Source organism: Bacillus sp. FSL W8-1143, assembly GCF_037965155.1.
Lineage (GTDB): Bacteria > Bacillota > Bacilli > Bacillales > Bacillaceae > Bacillus > Bacillus pumilus.
This window is the reverse complement of the sequence record NZ_CP150182.1, coordinates 2661840-2678596: the sequence shown is the minus strand read 5'-3', so window position 1 is coordinate 2678596 and position 16757 is coordinate 2661840. Positions and strand designations below refer to the sequence as shown.

Here is a 16757-nt window from a genome sequence, read left to right as displayed (position 1 = left end):
CAATTTGTGTTTATTCTACGCTTATCTTTATTCTTTGTACGTTTTACTTATCCACACCTATTTACAGATGTGGCATATGAATAATGATAAAGGAGATGAACAACTGATGGGTTGTGATAAGTATAAAAAATGCCCTAATTGTAAACAGAAACTATCAAAATCAAACTGCTGCATCATCTGTCATACAAAATTAATTGTAGGGCGACGAGGACCACGTGGATTACGAGGGGTTCAAGGAGCTTCAGGAGCGATCGGTCCAACGGGAGTAACAGGAGGTACCGGAGCGACCGGTCCAGCGGGAGCCGCAGGAGCAACTGGTCCAACGGGAGTAACAGGAGATACCGGAGCGATCGGTCCAACGGGAGTAACAGGGGCCACGGGAGAAACCGGAGCGACCGGTCCAGCGGGAGCCGCAGGAGCGACTGGTCCAACGGGAGTAACAGGAGCCACAGGAGATACCGGAGCGATCGGTCCAACGGGAGTAACAGGAGCCACAGGAGATACCGGAGCGATCGGTCCAACGGGAGTAACAGGGGCCACGGGAGATACCGGAGCGATCGGTCCAACGGGAGTAACAGGGGCCACGGGAGATACCGGAGCGACTGGTCCAGCGGGAGTAACAGGCGCCGCAGGAGCTACAGGAGCGACCGGTCCAACGGGAGTAACAGGAGCCACAGGAGATACTGGAGCGACCGGTCCAACGGGAGTAACAGGCGCCGCAGGAGATACTGGAGCGACTGGTCCAACGGGAGTAACAGGAGCCACAGGAGATACTGGAGCGACCGGTCCAACGGGGGTCACAGGAGCCACGGGAGATATCGGAGCGACTGGTCCAACGGGAGTAACAGGAGATACCGGAGCGATCGGTCCAACGGGGGTCACAGGAGCCACGGGAGATATCGGAGCGACTGGTCCAACGGGAGTAACAGGAGCCACGGGAGATACTGGAGCGACCGGTCCAACGGGGGTCACAGGAGATACCGGAGCGATCGGTCCAACGGGGGTCACAGGAGCCACGGGAGATATCGGAGCGACTGGTCCAACGGGAGTAACAGGAGCCACGGGAGATACTGGAGCGACCGGTCCAACGGGGGTCACAGGAGATACCGGAGCGATCGGTCCAACGGGGGTCACAGGAGCCACGGGAGATATCGGAGCGACTGGTCCAACGGGAGTAACAGGAGCCACGGGAGATACTGGAGCGACCGGTCCAACGGGGGTCACAGGAGATACCGGAGCGATCGGTCCAACGGGGGTCACAGGAGCCACGGGAGATATCGGAGCGACTGGTCCAACGGGGGTCACAGGAGCCACGGGAGATATCGGAGCGACTGGTCCAGCGGGAGTAACAGGAGCCACAGGAGATACGGGAGCCACAGGTGCAACAGGTGCCGCAGGAGCCACAGGAGCGACCGGTGCAACAGGAGATACGGGAGCCACAGGAGCAACGGGTGCCGCAGGAGCCACAGGAGCAACGGGTGCCGCAGGAGCCACAGGAGCGACCGGTGCAACAGGAGCCACAGGAGCAGGGCTAGCTGAATTTGCATATGTATACAATCTAAGTGCTGAAACAGTAGCTTTAGAGGCACCGGTAATTTTTGACTCAACTGGAATTATTACTTCTGGTATTACACATGCCCCTGGAACTTCTCAAATTATAGTCACCAATCCAGGAAACTACGAGGTTACTTTTTCAGTTTCTGGCGTAGAGCCAAATCAATTTACCCTATTTGTAAATGGAGGTCCTGTGACGAACACAGTTTATGGGTCAGGAGCTGGTACTCAACAGAATAACGGTCAGGCAATCCTCGCTCTAGCAGCGGGTGACACGCTTACTCTTGTAAACCATACTTCCGCAGCAGCAGTTACTCTTCAAACCCTAGCAGGAGGGACTCAAACAAACGTGAATGCCTCTATTATTATTAAAAAATTAGACTAACTTAAATGTGTAGAAATGCTTTTAGAAGTTTTGCCTGGTGCTCGTCTTGTGTATAGTCTGTTTTCTATATATGTTTTAAATTGATTTGTTCATAGGAGAATCGCAAACAAAAAACCCTAGACCACCTTGAACAATCAAGGGATCTAGGGTTTGTTTGATCTCTCTTTGGAGAGTCATGAAATTAACGAGAGTAGAACTCAACGATTAGTTGTTCGCTGATTTCAGGCGCTAATTCAGAACGCTCTGGAAGACGAGTGAAAGTTCCTTCAAGCTTTTCAGCATCGAAAGTAAGGTATTCAGGAACGAAGCTGTTAACTTCAACTGATTCTTTCACAACTGCAAGGTTTTGAGATTTCTCACGAAGAGCAATCGTTTGACCTGGTTTCACAGAGAAAGATGGGATGTCTACACGGCTTCCATCAACAAGGATGTGACCATGGTTGACTAGCTGACGAGCTTGGCGACGAGTACGAGCAAGGCCAAGACGGTATACTAAGTTGTCAAGGCGAGTTTCAAGAAGGATCATGAAGTTTTCACCTTGTTTACCAGGAAGTTTAGCAGCTTTGTCAAATAGTGTACGGAATTGACGTTCGTTGACACCGTACATGTGACGAAGCTTTTGCTTCTCTTGTAATTGTAAACCGTATTCAGATAGTTTTTTGCGTTGTCCTGGACCATGTGGGCCTGGAGCGTAAGGGCGTTTTTCAAGTTCCTTACCTGTTCCGCTTAATGAAATGCCTAAACGGCGGGAAATCTTCCAACTTGGACCTGTATAGCGAGCCATAATGTGACTCCTCCTTATTTGTTTTTATTTGTGAAAAATAAAAACCGTCTGTTCTTTGTCTTTTCCGTCATTATGTTTTCATGCATCCTCGCTCCAGCAGCAGGGAGTTACAAGATGCACCTTCATATAGAAGGAACAAAATGATACAAAAAAGCCGAACAAAAAGGCTGCCATATTTCACACAAACTCTATTATATGACGCTGGATAGGAGAAGTCAACCTATTTAAAGGCAATGGCGATGCTTCGCGTCTGCGAAGAAAATAAAAAAGCAGACAATATGCCTGCTTTTTGTAAGATTACTCATTTGTAGAGGCTAATAATGCCTTTTGGAGTACCTCGGTAAATTGAATTAAGTAGGTTTCATCTACTTCACTGAAACGGTCTTTCACGGGACTGTCAATGTCGAGCACCCCAATGATCTCTCCATTTACCTTGAGCGGAACGACAATTTCAGATTGTGATGCTGCATCACATGCGATATGCCCAGGGAATGCGTGCACATCAGCGATACGCTGGACTTCACCTGTTGCAAATGCCGTACCGCAAACGCCTTTTCCAGATGGGATACGCACACATGCAGGCAGTCCGTTAAACGGTCCGAGCACAAGCTCGCCGCCTTTAGCCAAATAAAACCCTGCCCAATTGACCTCTGGGAGTGAATGATACAATAGCGCCGCCGCATTTGCTAGGTTGGCAATTAGATCAGGCTCACCATCTGTAATGGCTTCGACCTGTTTAACGAGCAATTGATAGTTTTTTGATGGATCGCCAGACTGTTTTTCGACATGAAACATGAAAATCTCCTACTTTCTATCTCAAAAATACATAACTTGCGTCTCACATGTGGGATTTGTCGAGCAATTGTAAAAGGAACTTCCGCCTTCATCTTGAAGTATGTACACATGAAGAGGAGTGAGCGGATGAAAGCATCAACAACCATGCAAACAAAAGACCGTATTATTGAAGCTGCCATCAGACTTTTTAACCAAAAAGGATTTTCTGGAACCTCTGTCCGTGAGATTGCGAAGGAAGCAAACGTCAATGTTGCCCACATTTCTTATTACTTTCAAGGAAAAGGAGGGCTGCTTGAGCAGCTCGTATCCGATTTTTATGAAGGCTATATTCACATGATTGAATCACATATCCATCACATGGAAACTCGTCATGCAAAAGAATGCTTACTACATGTGGTTTTTGATATTTTATCTTATCAGCACGAGCACCGTCAATTAACCCGTTTCGTTTATCGAGAGGTAACGATTGATTCGACGCTCATTAGAGAAATTATGTCGACCTATTTAACGAAAGAAAAATATTTGTTTCAGCTCATCATTGAAAAAGGAAAAAGCACCCATGTGATTTGTGAGCAGCTCTCCATCTCCTCTTTTATGATTCAGCTGAAATCACTACTCATGATGCCCTATTTACAGCCGCAATATTTAACGGAGGTGCTTTATTTAAATCCAAATGAGCCTTATTTCTATCAAACGTATTTTAAAGAACTGAGCCGCTCGCTTCATCATTTACTAGAACCAAAAAAGCCGGCATTAGATTCTCATTTAAAACTCATGATGTCTTCGAATTGATCATAAGCATATCCGAGATCTTCCGCTTGATGGGCATCAGACCCAAAAATGAGCGGAATTTTTTTCTGTTTTGCAAGATCAATCATCCATTGATCTAAATAGATACTTCTGGCATATGTTTTACGAAGACCTGATGTATTAAAATCTAAGGACATGCCTTTTTTTGCCGTTTCTTCAAGACAAAGGGTGACCTTTTGACAAAGTGCAGAAGTCATCTCAAATGGGAAAAGCTGTTTGAATTTCTGCACAAGGGTGATATGACCGATTCTATTTGGCTTATAGCGACCTAAAGATGATAGAATAGAAGAATGAATTTGGTCATAGTAGCTTTGATAGACCTGTTCGATGCTGCCATAGAGGCTTATTAGCTGCTGGAAGGCATGCTCGTCAAAATCAAGGCAAATATAATCATCGCCAGCAGGAAGAAAGTGAACAGATAAAATGCTATCGTCTAATTCTGGACCATAGCAGTCTAAAAAGGCACTTGTTTCCTCTTCATACTCTTTGATATAGTCAACCTCAAGCCCAGTTTTTACTATTAATTGGCCTTTGTATTCCTGTTTCAACTGATCCAATTTCGTTATATACGAGTCAAGTTCTTGGAGCTTCATGGCACTATCCTGCTCTGGTGTTGGATCTTGAAACGATGGAGGCAGAGGGGCATGCTCGGTAAAGGTTATGGAATCAAATCCCTTTTTGATGGCTTTTTCAATATAAGAATGAAAAGAATCAAGCGAGCCGTGAGGGCAAAACGGTGTATGTAGATGTGCATCTTGCTTCAGCATGTCGTCACCTCTTGTCGATATTTTGAAAAACGTCATGTTTATCAGCGAAAATAATGAAAAATCATGACCAAAAATGCTGGTTACATGGTATCATAATAACAATGAAAACGACAGCTTCCGCATACATAAAAGCAGGTCACATGGATACGTGTGATCAAATGATAGAAAGCGCTCAAATACTTTCTTGAAAAACATACATACAACCGTGAATGGATGGTATTGGAAAACATACGATCCTGTTTATAAAAAGACAAATGCAAAGCGGACACGAAAGGGTTCTCAGGTCTACTCGGGACACTTTTACCCTGACATCACTTAGATCACAACAAGGGGGCTCATTATGGAGTTTATCATCGGTTTAATTGTCATTTTGCTTGCTTTGTTTTCAGTCGGTTATTTCCTCAGAAAAAATATATATAAAGAGATTGACCGATTGGAAGCATGGAAAATTGAAATTTTAAACAGATCAATTGTAGAAGAAATTTCAAAAATCAAACACTTAAAAATGACCGGAGAAACAGAGCAATTTTTTGAAAGATGGCGTGCAGAGTGGGACGATATCGTCACAGCCCATCTGCCAAAGGTAGAGGAGCTATTATATGACGCAGAAGAGTATTCTGATAAATATCGATTCTCCAAAGCCAAGCAGGTTCTAACGCATATTGAGGATTTGCTGAGTGCTGCTGATTCGAACATTGAAGACATTTTAAAAGAAATTGCAGACCTTGTCACAAGCGAGGAGCAAAATCGCAAGGACATTGAAAAGGTCAAAGAGCAATATCAAACGGTTCGAAAAAATCTGCTTGCGTACAGCCATTTGTATGGCACCCTTTATGACAAAATGGAGCAGGACTTAGATGAGGCCTGGGAAGGGATCAAGCAGTACGAGGAAGAAACAGAAAACGGAAACTACATGAAAGCAAGAAAAATTTTGCTTGAGCAAGACCGCAGACTCGACCAGCTTCAACTATATATCAATGATGTACCAAAGCTTATTGCAGACTGCAAACAAACCGTACCAGGTCAGCTGACGAAGCTGAAAGACGGATATCAAGAAATGTCGGAAAAAGGCTACAAGCTGGAGCACATCCAGATCACGAAAGAGCTGGAGACTTTAAACAAACAGCTTGTGAGAGCGGAAAAATTGCTCATTGATGAACTCAATTTAGAAGAGGCATCAAGCATTCTGCAAATGATTGATGATGCGATTGAGACGCTGTATGATCAGCTAGAGGCGGAAGTAGAGGCAGGTCAGGAAATTAAAAGCAGAATGCCTGAGCTCACAGAAGCATTCGAAAAGCTCGAGCAAGATCACACACAAACAAAGGCAGAAACGGCTCTTGTGAAAGAAAGCTACAAGCTGACAGCAGGAGAACTCGATCAACAGAAGGCATTTGAAAAACGTTTAGAAGAAATTGAAAAGCTGATGAAACAAATCCGTGAGAAGCTTGATCGTGATCACGTGGCATATTCATTATTAATGGATGAAATCAATCAGCTGGACACCTTTATCGAGGATGCAAAAGCATTGCATGACACATTTAAAGGTCATCTCCAATCATTAAGAAAAGAAGAATTACAAGCGAGAGAAACACTGACTGAGCTCAAAACCATGCTGACAGATACAGTACGCCAGCTGCATAAAAGCAATATTCCAGGTGTACCTGCTGAGATGAAAGAGCGGGCTGAAAAAGCGCAGGAGATGATTCATCAAGTGCACGAGCAGCTGGAAAACCTGCCACTCAACATGCCGGCAGTAAATCAGCAATTAAAAGATGCCTCTGACACAGTCAAAAATGTTGTGGATGAGACAGAAGAAATACTTGGTAAAGTGGATCAAATTGAACGAATCATTCAATATGGCAATCGCTTTAGAAGTCAAAACCACATTCTTTCAGAACAATTAAAAGAGGCTGAACGAAGATTTTACGCCTATGATTACAACGGATCATTTGATATAGCAGCAGCGGCTGTTGAAAAAGCATCACCCGGAGCTGTTCAAAAGCTGTTAGCTCAGCAAGAAAAAGAGTATCAGCATCAATAAAAAAGCTGAAGTCCTATCAATGGACTTCAGCTTTTTTTATATTATGACGCTTGTTTTTGCCGCTCTTCTGAAGCAGAAGAAGTGAAAAGAGAGATTACAAATCCGATCACGATTCCAAGTATTGCAGGGACAATCCAGCCTATGCCAAGGTCATATAAAGGCAGTATTGATTGGAAGACGTCTTTTATTGGATCGATTGGAAGTTTCGCTGCTGCTAAGCCGTCAAATAAGCTAACGCAACCTGTTAAAATTAAAGAGAGAGCATATACAGGTCTTCTATGTCCAAGCCACTTATCAGCAAGTGACAAAACAATGATCACAATCGCTAGCGGATAAATCGCAGTTAAAACTGGTACAGAGAAAGCGATAATATGAGCAAGTCCAAAATTCGAAATGATAAAACTGAATAATGTCACGAGTGTAACGACCATTTTATACGAAAGCTTAGGTAGTAACTTCGAGAAATACTCTCCGCATGATGTAACGAGGCCGATACTTGTTGTTAAACAAGCAACCGTAATCGCAGCACCCAACACAATATTTCCTAAGCTGCCAAATAGGAATTGAGAAGACTGAGCCAAGATTTTACTACCATCTCCAACAAAACCAATGGCATGTGTACTTGAAGCGCCTAAATAAGCAAGAGATAGATAAACAAATGTTAATCCGCAGGCTGCAATCAGACCTGCTTTGATACAAGCAGATGTCAGTGCCTTTTTACTTGTCACACCGCGTCCTTTAATGGCGTTGATGACAACAACCCCAAACACAATTGAGGCAAGAGCATCCATTGTTTTATAGCCCTCTAAAAATCCTTTGAAAAATGATCCGTTGCTATAGGATACATCAGGTGTGCCAATGACGCCCATCGGCGTTAAAATGGCTTTGACAATAATAATAAGAATGATCGTAAATTTAATCGGTGTTAACACTTTCCCTACACGATCTACAATCTTCGTTGGATTTAGAGCAAGATAATACGTAATACCAAAAAAGACAAGTGTGAATAAAAGAAGGGAGAGCCAAGCTGGTACACCTGCTAAAAAGGGTAATGCACCAATTTCATATGAAACCGTTCCTGTACGAGGAATAGCGAAAAGCGGCCCAATAGATAAATATAAAATGACGGTAAACGCTGTTCCAAAAGCTGGGTGAGCTTTATCAGCTAATCCTTTCGCATCTCGACCTGTTAAAGCGATCGCAATAATCCCTAGAAGAGGTAAACCGACACCTGTTAATAAAAATCCGCCCATTGCTTTCCATACATTTGTGCCAGCATATTGCCCAAGCTCTGGTGGATAAATCATATTTCCCGCGCCGAAGAATAGAGCAAATAACATAAAACCGATAATAACTGTATCTTTCGTCGACAATGTTGCCTTCATTGAATATAAAGCCTCCAATATTATGTTGAAATATTCTGTTAATTAGTTGCTAAAACCGTTCTTCATTAACATTCACTAATTATAAAGGATGTGCGTCTGATGTCAACATGTGTTTTCGTACAAAAGTCATGAATTTTTCTATTTTAGTATATGGAGGACAATAAAAAAACATCCCCTTCATCTTTGGAAGGGGATGTTTGAAGCATGATTATGATGCGAGCTGTTTAGGCGGGCTAGTCAACATAGAGATGAGTACGCCAATACCTGCGCCGATAATTGCTGGTACGACCCATCCAATGCCTAAATCGTAAAATGGAATGAATGCATCTAAGAAGGCAGGCAACCCACCGAGATTGATTTTGGCAGCTAATAATCCATCAATGATGGCAAAGAAACCAGTAAAGATGAGGGATACTACATAAATCACTCGTCTACCGTTAATCCAGCGGTCAAGGAATGACAATAAAATAATGACAATTGCCAGTGGATATATCGCTACGAGTACAGGGACCGATAGAGAGATGATTTGTGCCAGTCCAAGGTTTGCAACCAATGCGCTAAATAAAGAAACAATGAGTACGACTGTGCGATAAGAAAGTGCTGGGAAAAGCTTTGAAAAATATTCGCCGCATGATGAGACAAGCCCAACACTTGTTGTGAGACAAGCAAATAAAATGGCTACACCAAGGACAATGTTACCAGCAGAACCAAATAAAAAGTTTGCTGATAGTGAAAGCAGTTTGCCGCCTTCATTTGCCCCAACCATTCCGGTTGTATCAGGACTTGAAGCACCGACATAAGCAAGCGAGATATACACTAGTGCTAGTCCAGCTGCTGCAACAAGGCCAGCTTTTATACAGGCCGCCGCAAGAGATTTGCGCTCTGTGATGCCTCTTTCTTTAACAGCTGTCACAACAACGATTCCAAATACGAGAGAAGCGAGAGCATCCATTGTTTTATAGCCCTCTAAAAACCCAGTGAAGAGAGGGTTTGCTTTATAAGTCGCATCAGGCGCACCGATTATTCCCATCGGTGTAGCTATGGCTTTAAATACAATAATTGCAATGACCGTTAATAAGATAGGTGTCAACACTTTGCCGATTCGATCAACAAGCTTTGAAGGGTTCAAAGCGAGCAGATACGTAATCGTGAAAAACACAAGGGTGAATAAGAAAAGCGGTACCCATGAAGAGGTTTGTGTTTCAGACAGAAACGGTGCTAAACCAATCTCGTAAGAAACCGTACCTGTTCGCGGGATAGCAAAAAATGGTCCTATGGATAAATACAGAATGACAGTGAAAATGGTTCCAAATATAGGATGGGCTTTATCCGCAAGGCCTTTTGCACCGGTACCTGTAAGGGCGATAGCAATAACTCCTAGAAGCGGAAGACCAACTCCTGTGAGTAAAAATCCACCGATAGCAAGCCAAACATTCTCACCTGCATATTGTCCAAGGACAGGCGGGAAAATCATATTTCCTGCGCCAAAGAATAATGCAAAAAGCATTAAACCAATGGCTAATGTCTCTTTTATACTTAAACTATTTTTCAAAATAGTTCCTCCTTATCCAATGTAATGTGCTAAATTTAAATATTCTGACAATTTAGGTGTTTATGTGCCAATTGCACTATGCATGATATAGTGAAAATGAAAAGTTGTCAACTGCCATTTTCAGAAAATTCTCTGTCTGACTTCATTATGGTAACATATAAATGCATTTATTTTTAAAGCTTTTTGTAAGGAGTCCAAGTATGATTTATCTCGATAATAGTGCAACAACAAAACCGTACCCTGAGGTTTTACAAGTATATCAGCAAGTGAGTGAACGTTTTTTTGGGAATCCGTCTTCGCTACATCAGCTTGGAATTGATGCGAGCCGCTTGCTAAGTGAAACGAGAAAACAAATCCTTCACTATACAGGTTTGAAACAATATGAGGTTATTTTTACTTCTGGTGCAACAGAAGCAAATAACATCGCCATTAAAGGAGCAGCTCTCGCCAAAATGAATCGGGGGAAACATATTGTGACAACAGCAATTGAACACCCGTCTGTCATCGAATCGTTTGAACAGCTGAAGGCTTTATTTGGTTTTGACATCTCCTATATTCAAGTAAATGAGCATGGCCATGCAGATATGAATCATTTAAAAGAAGTGCTTCGCCCTGATACAGTGCTTGTCAGCATGATGCACGTCAATAACGAAACCGGTGCCACCCAGTCAATTGAAGAAGCTGCTGGCATGATTCGTGAGCATGCTGAAAATGCCCTATTTCATGTCGACGGGGTGCAGGGAATGTGCAGAGTAGCATTTAATAAACAACTGGATGTTGATCTTTTGACGATATCTGGCCATAAAATTCATGGCTTAAAAGGCACAGGAGCGCTCTTTTTAAAGAAAGGTGTAGTGCTTGCCCCTTTTATCACAGGAGGAGAGCAGGAATTAGGCCTACGTTCAGGTACCGAAAACCCTGCTGGTGCTGTCAGCTTAGCAAAAGCCATGAAACAATCATTCGAGCTGCAAAAAAAACATCATGATGAAATGTTAAACTTAAAAACGCAGCTGCAAAAGCAGCTTGGAGAAATAGAAGGTATTGTCATCAACACACCGCTGACGCAAAGTGCGCCGCACATTGTGAATTTTTCAGTACCAGGTATTCAAATTGAGGTCCTTCTTCATATGCTTGAAAAAGAAGGCATGTATGTTTCGACAACATCTGCCTGTTCAGCCAAGAAAAAAGAGCCAAGCCAAGTTCTCCTAGCGATGGGGAGGCCGGAAGAAGTGGCAAAAAGCAGTATGAGAATCAGTTTGACGTATGGACAAGGACCCGAACTAGCGCCGCAAATCATCACATCGATCGCACAAAGTGTGAAAAAATTAAAAGGAATGAGATAACAGCATGAAATATGATCATATTTTAGTCCGTTTTGGTGAAATTTCAACAAAAGGAAAAAATAGAAAGAAATTTATTGAAAAACTAAGGCAGCATATCCGGTTTGTATTAAAAGACTTTGAAGCATTAAAGTATGCATCTGACAGAGACCGCATCACGATCATGCTGAACGGTGAAGACCCTGAACCGATTTCAGAACAGCTTAAAGGTGTATTTGGCATTCAGAGCTTTAGTCTGGCGGTGAAATGTGAGACAAATCTCGCTGCCATCAAAGAAGCGGCACTCACAGCGGTACAGGAAGTATATGAACAAGGAGATACATTTAAGGTCTCAACGAAACGCTCTTATAAGCAATTTGAACTTGATTCAAATGAAATGAACCGGGAAATTGGCGGACATGTGCTGAAGAATACGGAAAACTTAACGGTCAATGTCAAACAGCCGGATGTACATTTGCGCATTGAAATAAGAGAACATGCGACATACATTACATTTAAAGATGTCAAGGGTGCAGGCGGACTGCCAGTGGGTTCAAGCGGAAGAGCGATGCTCATGCTTTCAGGCGGCTTTGACAGCCCAGTTGCCGGCTACCAAGCGATGAAACGCGGAATTCAAATTGAGGCCGTCCATTTCTTTAGTCCCCCATATACAAGTGAACGTGCCAAACAAAAGGTCATTGATCTTACAGAATGCTTAGCTGCATATGGGGGCGAAGTGAAGCTTCACATCGTACCTTTCACAAAAATTCAAGAGCTGATTCACAAACAAGTACCTGAAAACTATACGATGACATCAACAAGAAGAATGATGCTGAAAATCGCAGATAAAATAAGAGAGAAGCGTGATGCTCTTGCGATTATTACCGGTGAAAGCCTTGGACAAGTCGCAAGTCAGACACTTGAAAGCATGTATGCCATTAACCATGTAACCAATACACCAATCATTCGCCCGCTTATTGCGGTTGATAAGAATGACATTATTGAAGAAGCGAGACGAATTGGCACATACGATACAAGTATTCAGCCTTTCGAGGATTGCTGTACGATCTTTACGCCGCCGTCTCCTAAAACAAAACCAAAGCTTGAGAAAGTAGAACGCTACGAAAGCTTTGCTGATTTCGAGCCAATGCTTGATGAGGCAGTGGATCAAATCGAAACGATCATCGTCACAAATGAGAAGAAAGCGGCTGACGAATTCGCTGATTTATTCTAAAATAAAAATTTCATAATAATTACCATAAAATCGATCGCATGAAGTCATGTGTTTCTACACATTCTATATTCACAAGGAGGTGAGAACACATGGCTCAACAAAACAGACAAAGCAGTTCTAATCAATTAGTCGTTCCAGGCGCTGCACAAGCGATCGACCAAATGAAGTATGAAATCGCTTCAGAATTTGGTGTAAACCTTGGACCAGAAACAACAGCTCGCGCTAACGGATCAGTTGGTGGAGAAATCACTAAACGTCTTGTATCTTACGCTCAACAACATATGGGTGGCGGATCTTTCTAAGACACACAATTAAAAAGCTATGGCTTAGGAGCGGGATCATTCCCGCTCTTTTCTTTTTGTACATAAAAATAGTTTGAATATTTACAAAAAAGAAGACGGAATGAAAAAATTATGGCATAATACTAGGAGTAGGTCCTAATTCAAGCATTTTTCAGTTATGAATGTTAGAATAGGTAAATTGAAACATGTTTCGTTTCATAGAAAGAGGCTAAAAGGAGCTGTACCATGAAAAGAGAAGACTTAATTGCACCAGAACAATATAACTTAGTCAGTGAGATTGAAGCGTTCAGTCATGACAAGGAGAAAAAGGCCCTGCACTGGCAGGATGGAAATGGATACGAAGCACATGTGACGTATGCATCTTTAGTGGAAGAAGCAAATAAAATTGGTCATGTATTATTAAATGCAGGCTTTAAAAAAGGCGATAAAATCATTGTGATGGTGCCGCGCATGCTAGAGGCATACAGCATTTATTTAGCGATCTTGAAAACAGGAATGGTCGTCATTCCTTGTTCAGAAATGCTGCGTGCAAAAGATTTAGATTACCGAATTGAACATGCAGAAGCAAAGGGCGCGATCGTTTACTCTTCATTCATTCAATCGTTCGACGGAACCAATCAGCCAAACGATTTTAAAACATTCTCAATCGGTGAAAACGATCATGGCTGGACAAATATTCTTGCGGAAAAGGATCACCAATCAAGCGAGCTTCCAATGGCTCCAACAACACGCACAGACATGGCGTTCTTATCCTATACATCTGGTACAACAGGCAACCCAAAAGGGGTTGTTCATACACATGGCTGGGCATATGCACATTTACGCACCGCTGCCAAAGCATGGCTCTCCATTAATGAAGGAGATAAAGTATGGGCGACAGCAGGACCAGGCTGGCAAAAATGGGTGTGGAGCCCACTCTTATCTGTGTTAGGAAGTGGCGCAGAAGGCTTTGTATACGGAGGAAAATTCAATCCAAATACGTACTTAGAGCTGCTTCAAAAAAATGAAATCAATGTCCTATGCTGTACGCCGACAGAATACCGATTTATGGCGAAAGTAGATGACTTAAGTCAGTACGAGCTGCCAAAATTGCATAGTGCCGTTTCTGCAGGAGAGCCACTGAACCGTGAAGTCATTGATACATTCAAAAAGCATTTCGATATAGAAGTACGAGATGGCTATGGCCAAACAGAAAGCACACTGCTCGTAGGGGTGCTAAAAGGAATGGACATCAAGCCAGGCAGTATGGGAAAACCAACACCTGGAAACGAAGTCGAGATCATTGATGAGGACGGCAGCGTATGCGCTCCTGGAGAAATTGGTGATATTGCGGTTCATCTTGAAACGCCGGCTTTATTTAAGGAATACTACAAAGATGAAGAGCGTACAAAGGCGCAGCGCCGCGGGAATTACTTTATTACGGGTGACCGCGCGAAAAAAGACGAAGATGGGTACTTCTGGTTTGAAAGCCGTAGAGATGATATCATCGTCAGCTCAGGCTATACCATTGGACCGTTTGAAGTAGAAGATGCACTGATCAAACACGCAGCAGTCAAAGAATGTGCGGTTGTGGCTAGCCCTGATGAAATTAGAGGATCAATCGTCAAAGCATATGTCGTCCTACGTGATGGAACTGCACAAAGTGACGAGCTAATCAAAGAGCTGCAAACGCATGTGAAAAACACAACAGCACCTTACAAATACCCAAGAGAAATCGAATTCATCGACGAGCTGCCAAAAACACCGTCAGCGAAAATTCGCCGTGTCGAGCTGAGAGAAAGAGAACTTGCACGAAAAGGATCTTGATGAATAAACGAAAAGCGTTTGGATGAAAGCATCCAGCGCTTTTTTTATGGAAAATCAAATCTGCTGGAAGCGATCATGATGTTTTATGTTAAAATGTGAAGAAATTGCTGGAAAAGGAGAATGTTAGAAGATGTTCATTGCCATCATTCATGGAATCGTGCTTGCTTTTGGCCTCATCTTACCATTGGGCGCACAAAATGTATTTGTGTTTCAGCAAGGAGCGCTTCAGCCGCGATTATATCAGGCTTTACCTGTCGTTATCACTGCTGCTCTTTGTGATACACTATTAATTGCATTAGCTGTCATTGGTGTTTCTGTTGTGGTGTTCACCATTCCTGTACTGCAAATGTGTCTTTATATCATTGGGTTTTGTTTTTTAGTTTATATGGGATGGTCCGTGTGGAACACAAGCTCATCAACAGATGCTAAAGAGAAGCAGGAATTCATGCCTGCGAGAAAACAAATTGTCTTTGCCTGTTCAGTTTCACTTTTAAATCCCCACGCCATTCTCGATACCATTGGTGTGATTGGAACAAATTCGCTTCAATATAACGGGGCAGAAAAATGGGCATTTACACTCGCTTGTATCATCGTGTCCTGGTTATGGTTTATTGGGCTCGCTCTTTTAGGGAAAATGCTAGGGAAGTTAGATACAAACGGTAAGTGGATGAACCGTATCAATAAAGCTTCAGCGGTCATGATCTGGCTTGTCGCGTTATACATTGCGTATCAATTGATTGTATAAAAGTACATAGAGAAAAAAGCGAGAAGCGTTTGGGTAGATGAAGCCCGCGCTTTTTTGACGTTTAGCCACCTTTGCATGAGCGTATCGCTCATGCCTTTTTAGGTTATTTTTTGAAAATCGTTTGATTTAAAAGACGGAAAGCTTGTACGATATCATCCATTTGTTCTATATCCGAGGAAGTTAGGCTGTCTAATAGCATCCCTTCGATATGCTGAAAGGCTTCGTTCATACAGGCACGGCCTTTGTCAGACAGCATAATGACATGTTTTCGTTTGTCATCACGGTCTTCTTCTCTATCAATGAATTGTTTCTCGTGCAGTTTTTTAAGTTCTCTGCTGACATTCGGAAGAGACATGTGCTGACATTCGGCAATTTCACTAGGCGTAAGCGGCTCGCTGACAGCTAGTTGCTCTAGTATTAAGTATTGTAAGGTCGTTAAGTTAGCTGGTTTGACTTTGTTCATCAGGTCATGTTTTAGTTCTGAAAAAGTAGAAGCAAATGCTACGAATTCCTTGAAGAAATGGGGATGTTTCATGTTTATCACCTCCTACGTAACATACCAAAATTATTATCAAAAAACAATTATCATTTGACAACTATTTAACGGAGGTATATCATTTGGTTATCAAATGATAATAAAAGGAGATCATACATGAATGTACTCATTATTTATACTCACCCCCATCACAATAGTTTAAATGGTGCTTTTTTAAAAGAAATCATGAAAGGCAGTGAAGAAAATCCACTAGTTCATGAAGTGAAAATCATCGATTTATACAAAGAAGAATTTGATCCTGTGCTGATTTTTAATAAAGAGAAAAAAAGGCGTGACATGCATAAAGACCCTGACATTCGGATGTATCAGGAGAAGATCAAATGGGCGGACAAAATCGTGTTCGTATATCCTATTTGGTGGGGAAGACCTCCAGCCATGCTGCTTGGCTTTATTGACCGCATGTTTGCTGCGAATTTTGCTTATCGTCAAACAGGCGGGCTGTTTCCAGAAGGACTGTTAAAAGGAAAAAGTGCTGTTTGTGTATCGACGATGCAAGGGCCAACCAACTACCCTTTGTTCTTTTTGCAAAATGCACACAAGATCTTAATGAAACGAGCCCTTTTACACTATGTCGGAATCAAACCTGTGAAGTTCTTTGAGTTCGGCATGATGGAAAGCCCAAAAGGAAAACATGACGTCAAATTAAAACGTATCTACAACTATTTCAGAAAAATCAGCTCATAAAATAGTTAGCGAAGTCACTTTTCTTCTAATTCAAT

At 42.5% G+C, this 16757-nt stretch carries 15 protein-coding genes; 9 read left to right on the top strand and 6 right to left on the bottom strand.

The annotated features are described in order from the left end of the window. The first annotated feature begins 106 nt into the window (after positions 1-106). Entirely contained in the window at positions 107-1939 is a 1833-nt protein-coding gene (locus NSQ36_RS13615) for a collagen-like protein (RefSeq protein WP_339205932.1), read from the top strand. A 181-nt stretch (positions 1940-2120) separates the two neighbouring features. Here NSQ36_RS13615 and rpsD read toward each other — a convergent pair whose 3' ends face one another. Together rpsD and NSQ36_RS13605 are read right to left on the bottom strand one after the other, a co-directional pair. Then, positions 2121-2723, bottom strand: coding sequence for a 30S ribosomal protein S4 (rpsD, locus tag NSQ36_RS13610; protein WP_012010904.1), 603 nt, complete (start codon positions 2721-2723; stop codon positions 2121-2123). A 297-nt stretch (positions 2724-3020) separates the two neighbouring features. Next, positions 3021-3518: a GAF domain-containing protein gene (locus NSQ36_RS13605; RefSeq protein ID WP_113387242.1), complete on the bottom strand. Its 498-nt coding sequence runs from the start codon at positions 3516-3518 to the stop codon at positions 3021-3023. 126 nt (positions 3519-3644) lie between these two features. On the opposite strand from NSQ36_RS13605, the gene refZ reads away from it, so the two are divergent. After that, positions 3645-4310 (top strand): forespore capture DNA-binding protein RefZ, encoded by a 666-nt coding sequence (gene refZ / locus NSQ36_RS13600; protein WP_113387241.1) that lies wholly within the window; start codon positions 3645-3647, stop codon positions 4308-4310. Here refZ and hisJ read toward each other — a convergent pair. Beyond that, the gene (hisJ, locus tag NSQ36_RS13595; RefSeq protein ID WP_106035227.1) at positions 4280-5095 is read right to left on the bottom strand and encodes a histidinol-phosphatase HisJ; all 816 of its coding nucleotides are present in this window, start codon (positions 5093-5095) and stop codon (positions 4280-4282) included. The genes refZ and hisJ overlap by 31 nt on opposite strands. Positions 5096-5435: 340 nt before the next feature. On the opposite strand from hisJ, the gene ezrA reads away from it, so the two are divergent. Continuing rightward, the gene (gene ezrA, locus NSQ36_RS13590; protein WP_321999461.1) at positions 5436-7139 is read left to right on the top strand and encodes a septation ring formation regulator EzrA; all 1704 of its coding nucleotides are present in this window, start codon (positions 5436-5438) and stop codon (positions 7137-7139) included. A gap of 41 nt (positions 7140-7180) precedes the next feature. On the opposite strand, the gene brnQ (NSQ36_RS13585) is transcribed toward ezrA, so the two are convergent. Further along, positions 7181-8524 carry a branched-chain amino acid transport system II carrier protein gene (gene brnQ / locus NSQ36_RS13585; protein ID WP_003216733.1) on the bottom strand — a complete coding sequence of 448 codons (1344 nt, stop codon included), beginning with the start codon at positions 8522-8524 and terminating at the stop codon, positions 7181-7183. Positions 8525-8732: 208 nt separating this feature from the next. Then, positions 8733-10076, bottom strand: coding sequence for a branched-chain amino acid transport system II carrier protein (gene brnQ / locus NSQ36_RS13580; protein WP_113387240.1), 1344 nt, complete (start codon positions 10074-10076; stop codon positions 8733-8735). Positions 10077-10276: 200 nt separating this feature from the next. On the opposite strand from brnQ (NSQ36_RS13580), the gene NSQ36_RS13575 reads away from it, so the two are divergent. The 5 genes from NSQ36_RS13575 (at position 10277) to NSQ36_RS13555 (ending at position 15482) form a co-directional block, all read left to right on the top strand. Further along, complete coding sequence (locus NSQ36_RS13575) at positions 10277-11419, top strand: cysteine desulfurase family protein (protein WP_113387239.1); 1143 nt, start codon at positions 10277-10279, stop codon at positions 11417-11419. Positions 11420-11423: 4 nt separating this feature from the next. Continuing rightward, the gene (thiI, locus tag NSQ36_RS13570) at positions 11424-12629 is read left to right on the top strand and encodes a tRNA uracil 4-sulfurtransferase ThiI (RefSeq protein ID WP_339205929.1); all 1206 of its coding nucleotides are present in this window, start codon (positions 11424-11426) and stop codon (positions 12627-12629) included. An 89-nt stretch (positions 12630-12718) separates the two neighbouring features. Next, positions 12719-12931 carry an alpha/beta-type small acid-soluble spore protein gene (locus NSQ36_RS13565; RefSeq protein WP_003216385.1) on the top strand — a complete coding sequence of 71 codons (213 nt, stop codon included), beginning with the start codon at positions 12719-12721 and terminating at the stop codon, positions 12929-12931. A gap of 225 nt (positions 12932-13156) precedes the next feature. Then, positions 13157-14737, top strand: coding sequence for an acyl--CoA ligase (locus tag NSQ36_RS13560; protein WP_003216281.1), 1581 nt, complete (start codon positions 13157-13159; stop codon positions 14735-14737). A 130-nt stretch (positions 14738-14867) separates the two neighbouring features. Beyond that, entirely contained in the window at positions 14868-15482 is a 615-nt protein-coding gene (locus tag NSQ36_RS13555) for a LysE/ArgO family amino acid transporter (RefSeq protein WP_106029029.1), read from the top strand. 103 nt (positions 15483-15585) lie between these two features. Here the strand turns inward: NSQ36_RS13555 and NSQ36_RS13550 are convergent, their stop codons facing one another. Beyond that, the gene (locus NSQ36_RS13550) at positions 15586-16017 is read right to left on the bottom strand and encodes a MarR family transcriptional regulator (RefSeq protein ID WP_113387237.1); all 432 of its coding nucleotides are present in this window, start codon (positions 16015-16017) and stop codon (positions 15586-15588) included. Between the two features lie 117 nt (positions 16018-16134). Here NSQ36_RS13550 and NSQ36_RS13545 point away from each other — a divergent pair, with 117 nt between their 5' ends. Beyond that, the gene (locus NSQ36_RS13545; RefSeq protein ID WP_050943566.1) at positions 16135-16722 is read left to right on the top strand and encodes an NAD(P)H-dependent oxidoreductase; all 588 of its coding nucleotides are present in this window, start codon (positions 16135-16137) and stop codon (positions 16720-16722) included. The last annotated feature ends 35 nt before the right edge of the window (positions 16723-16757 follow it).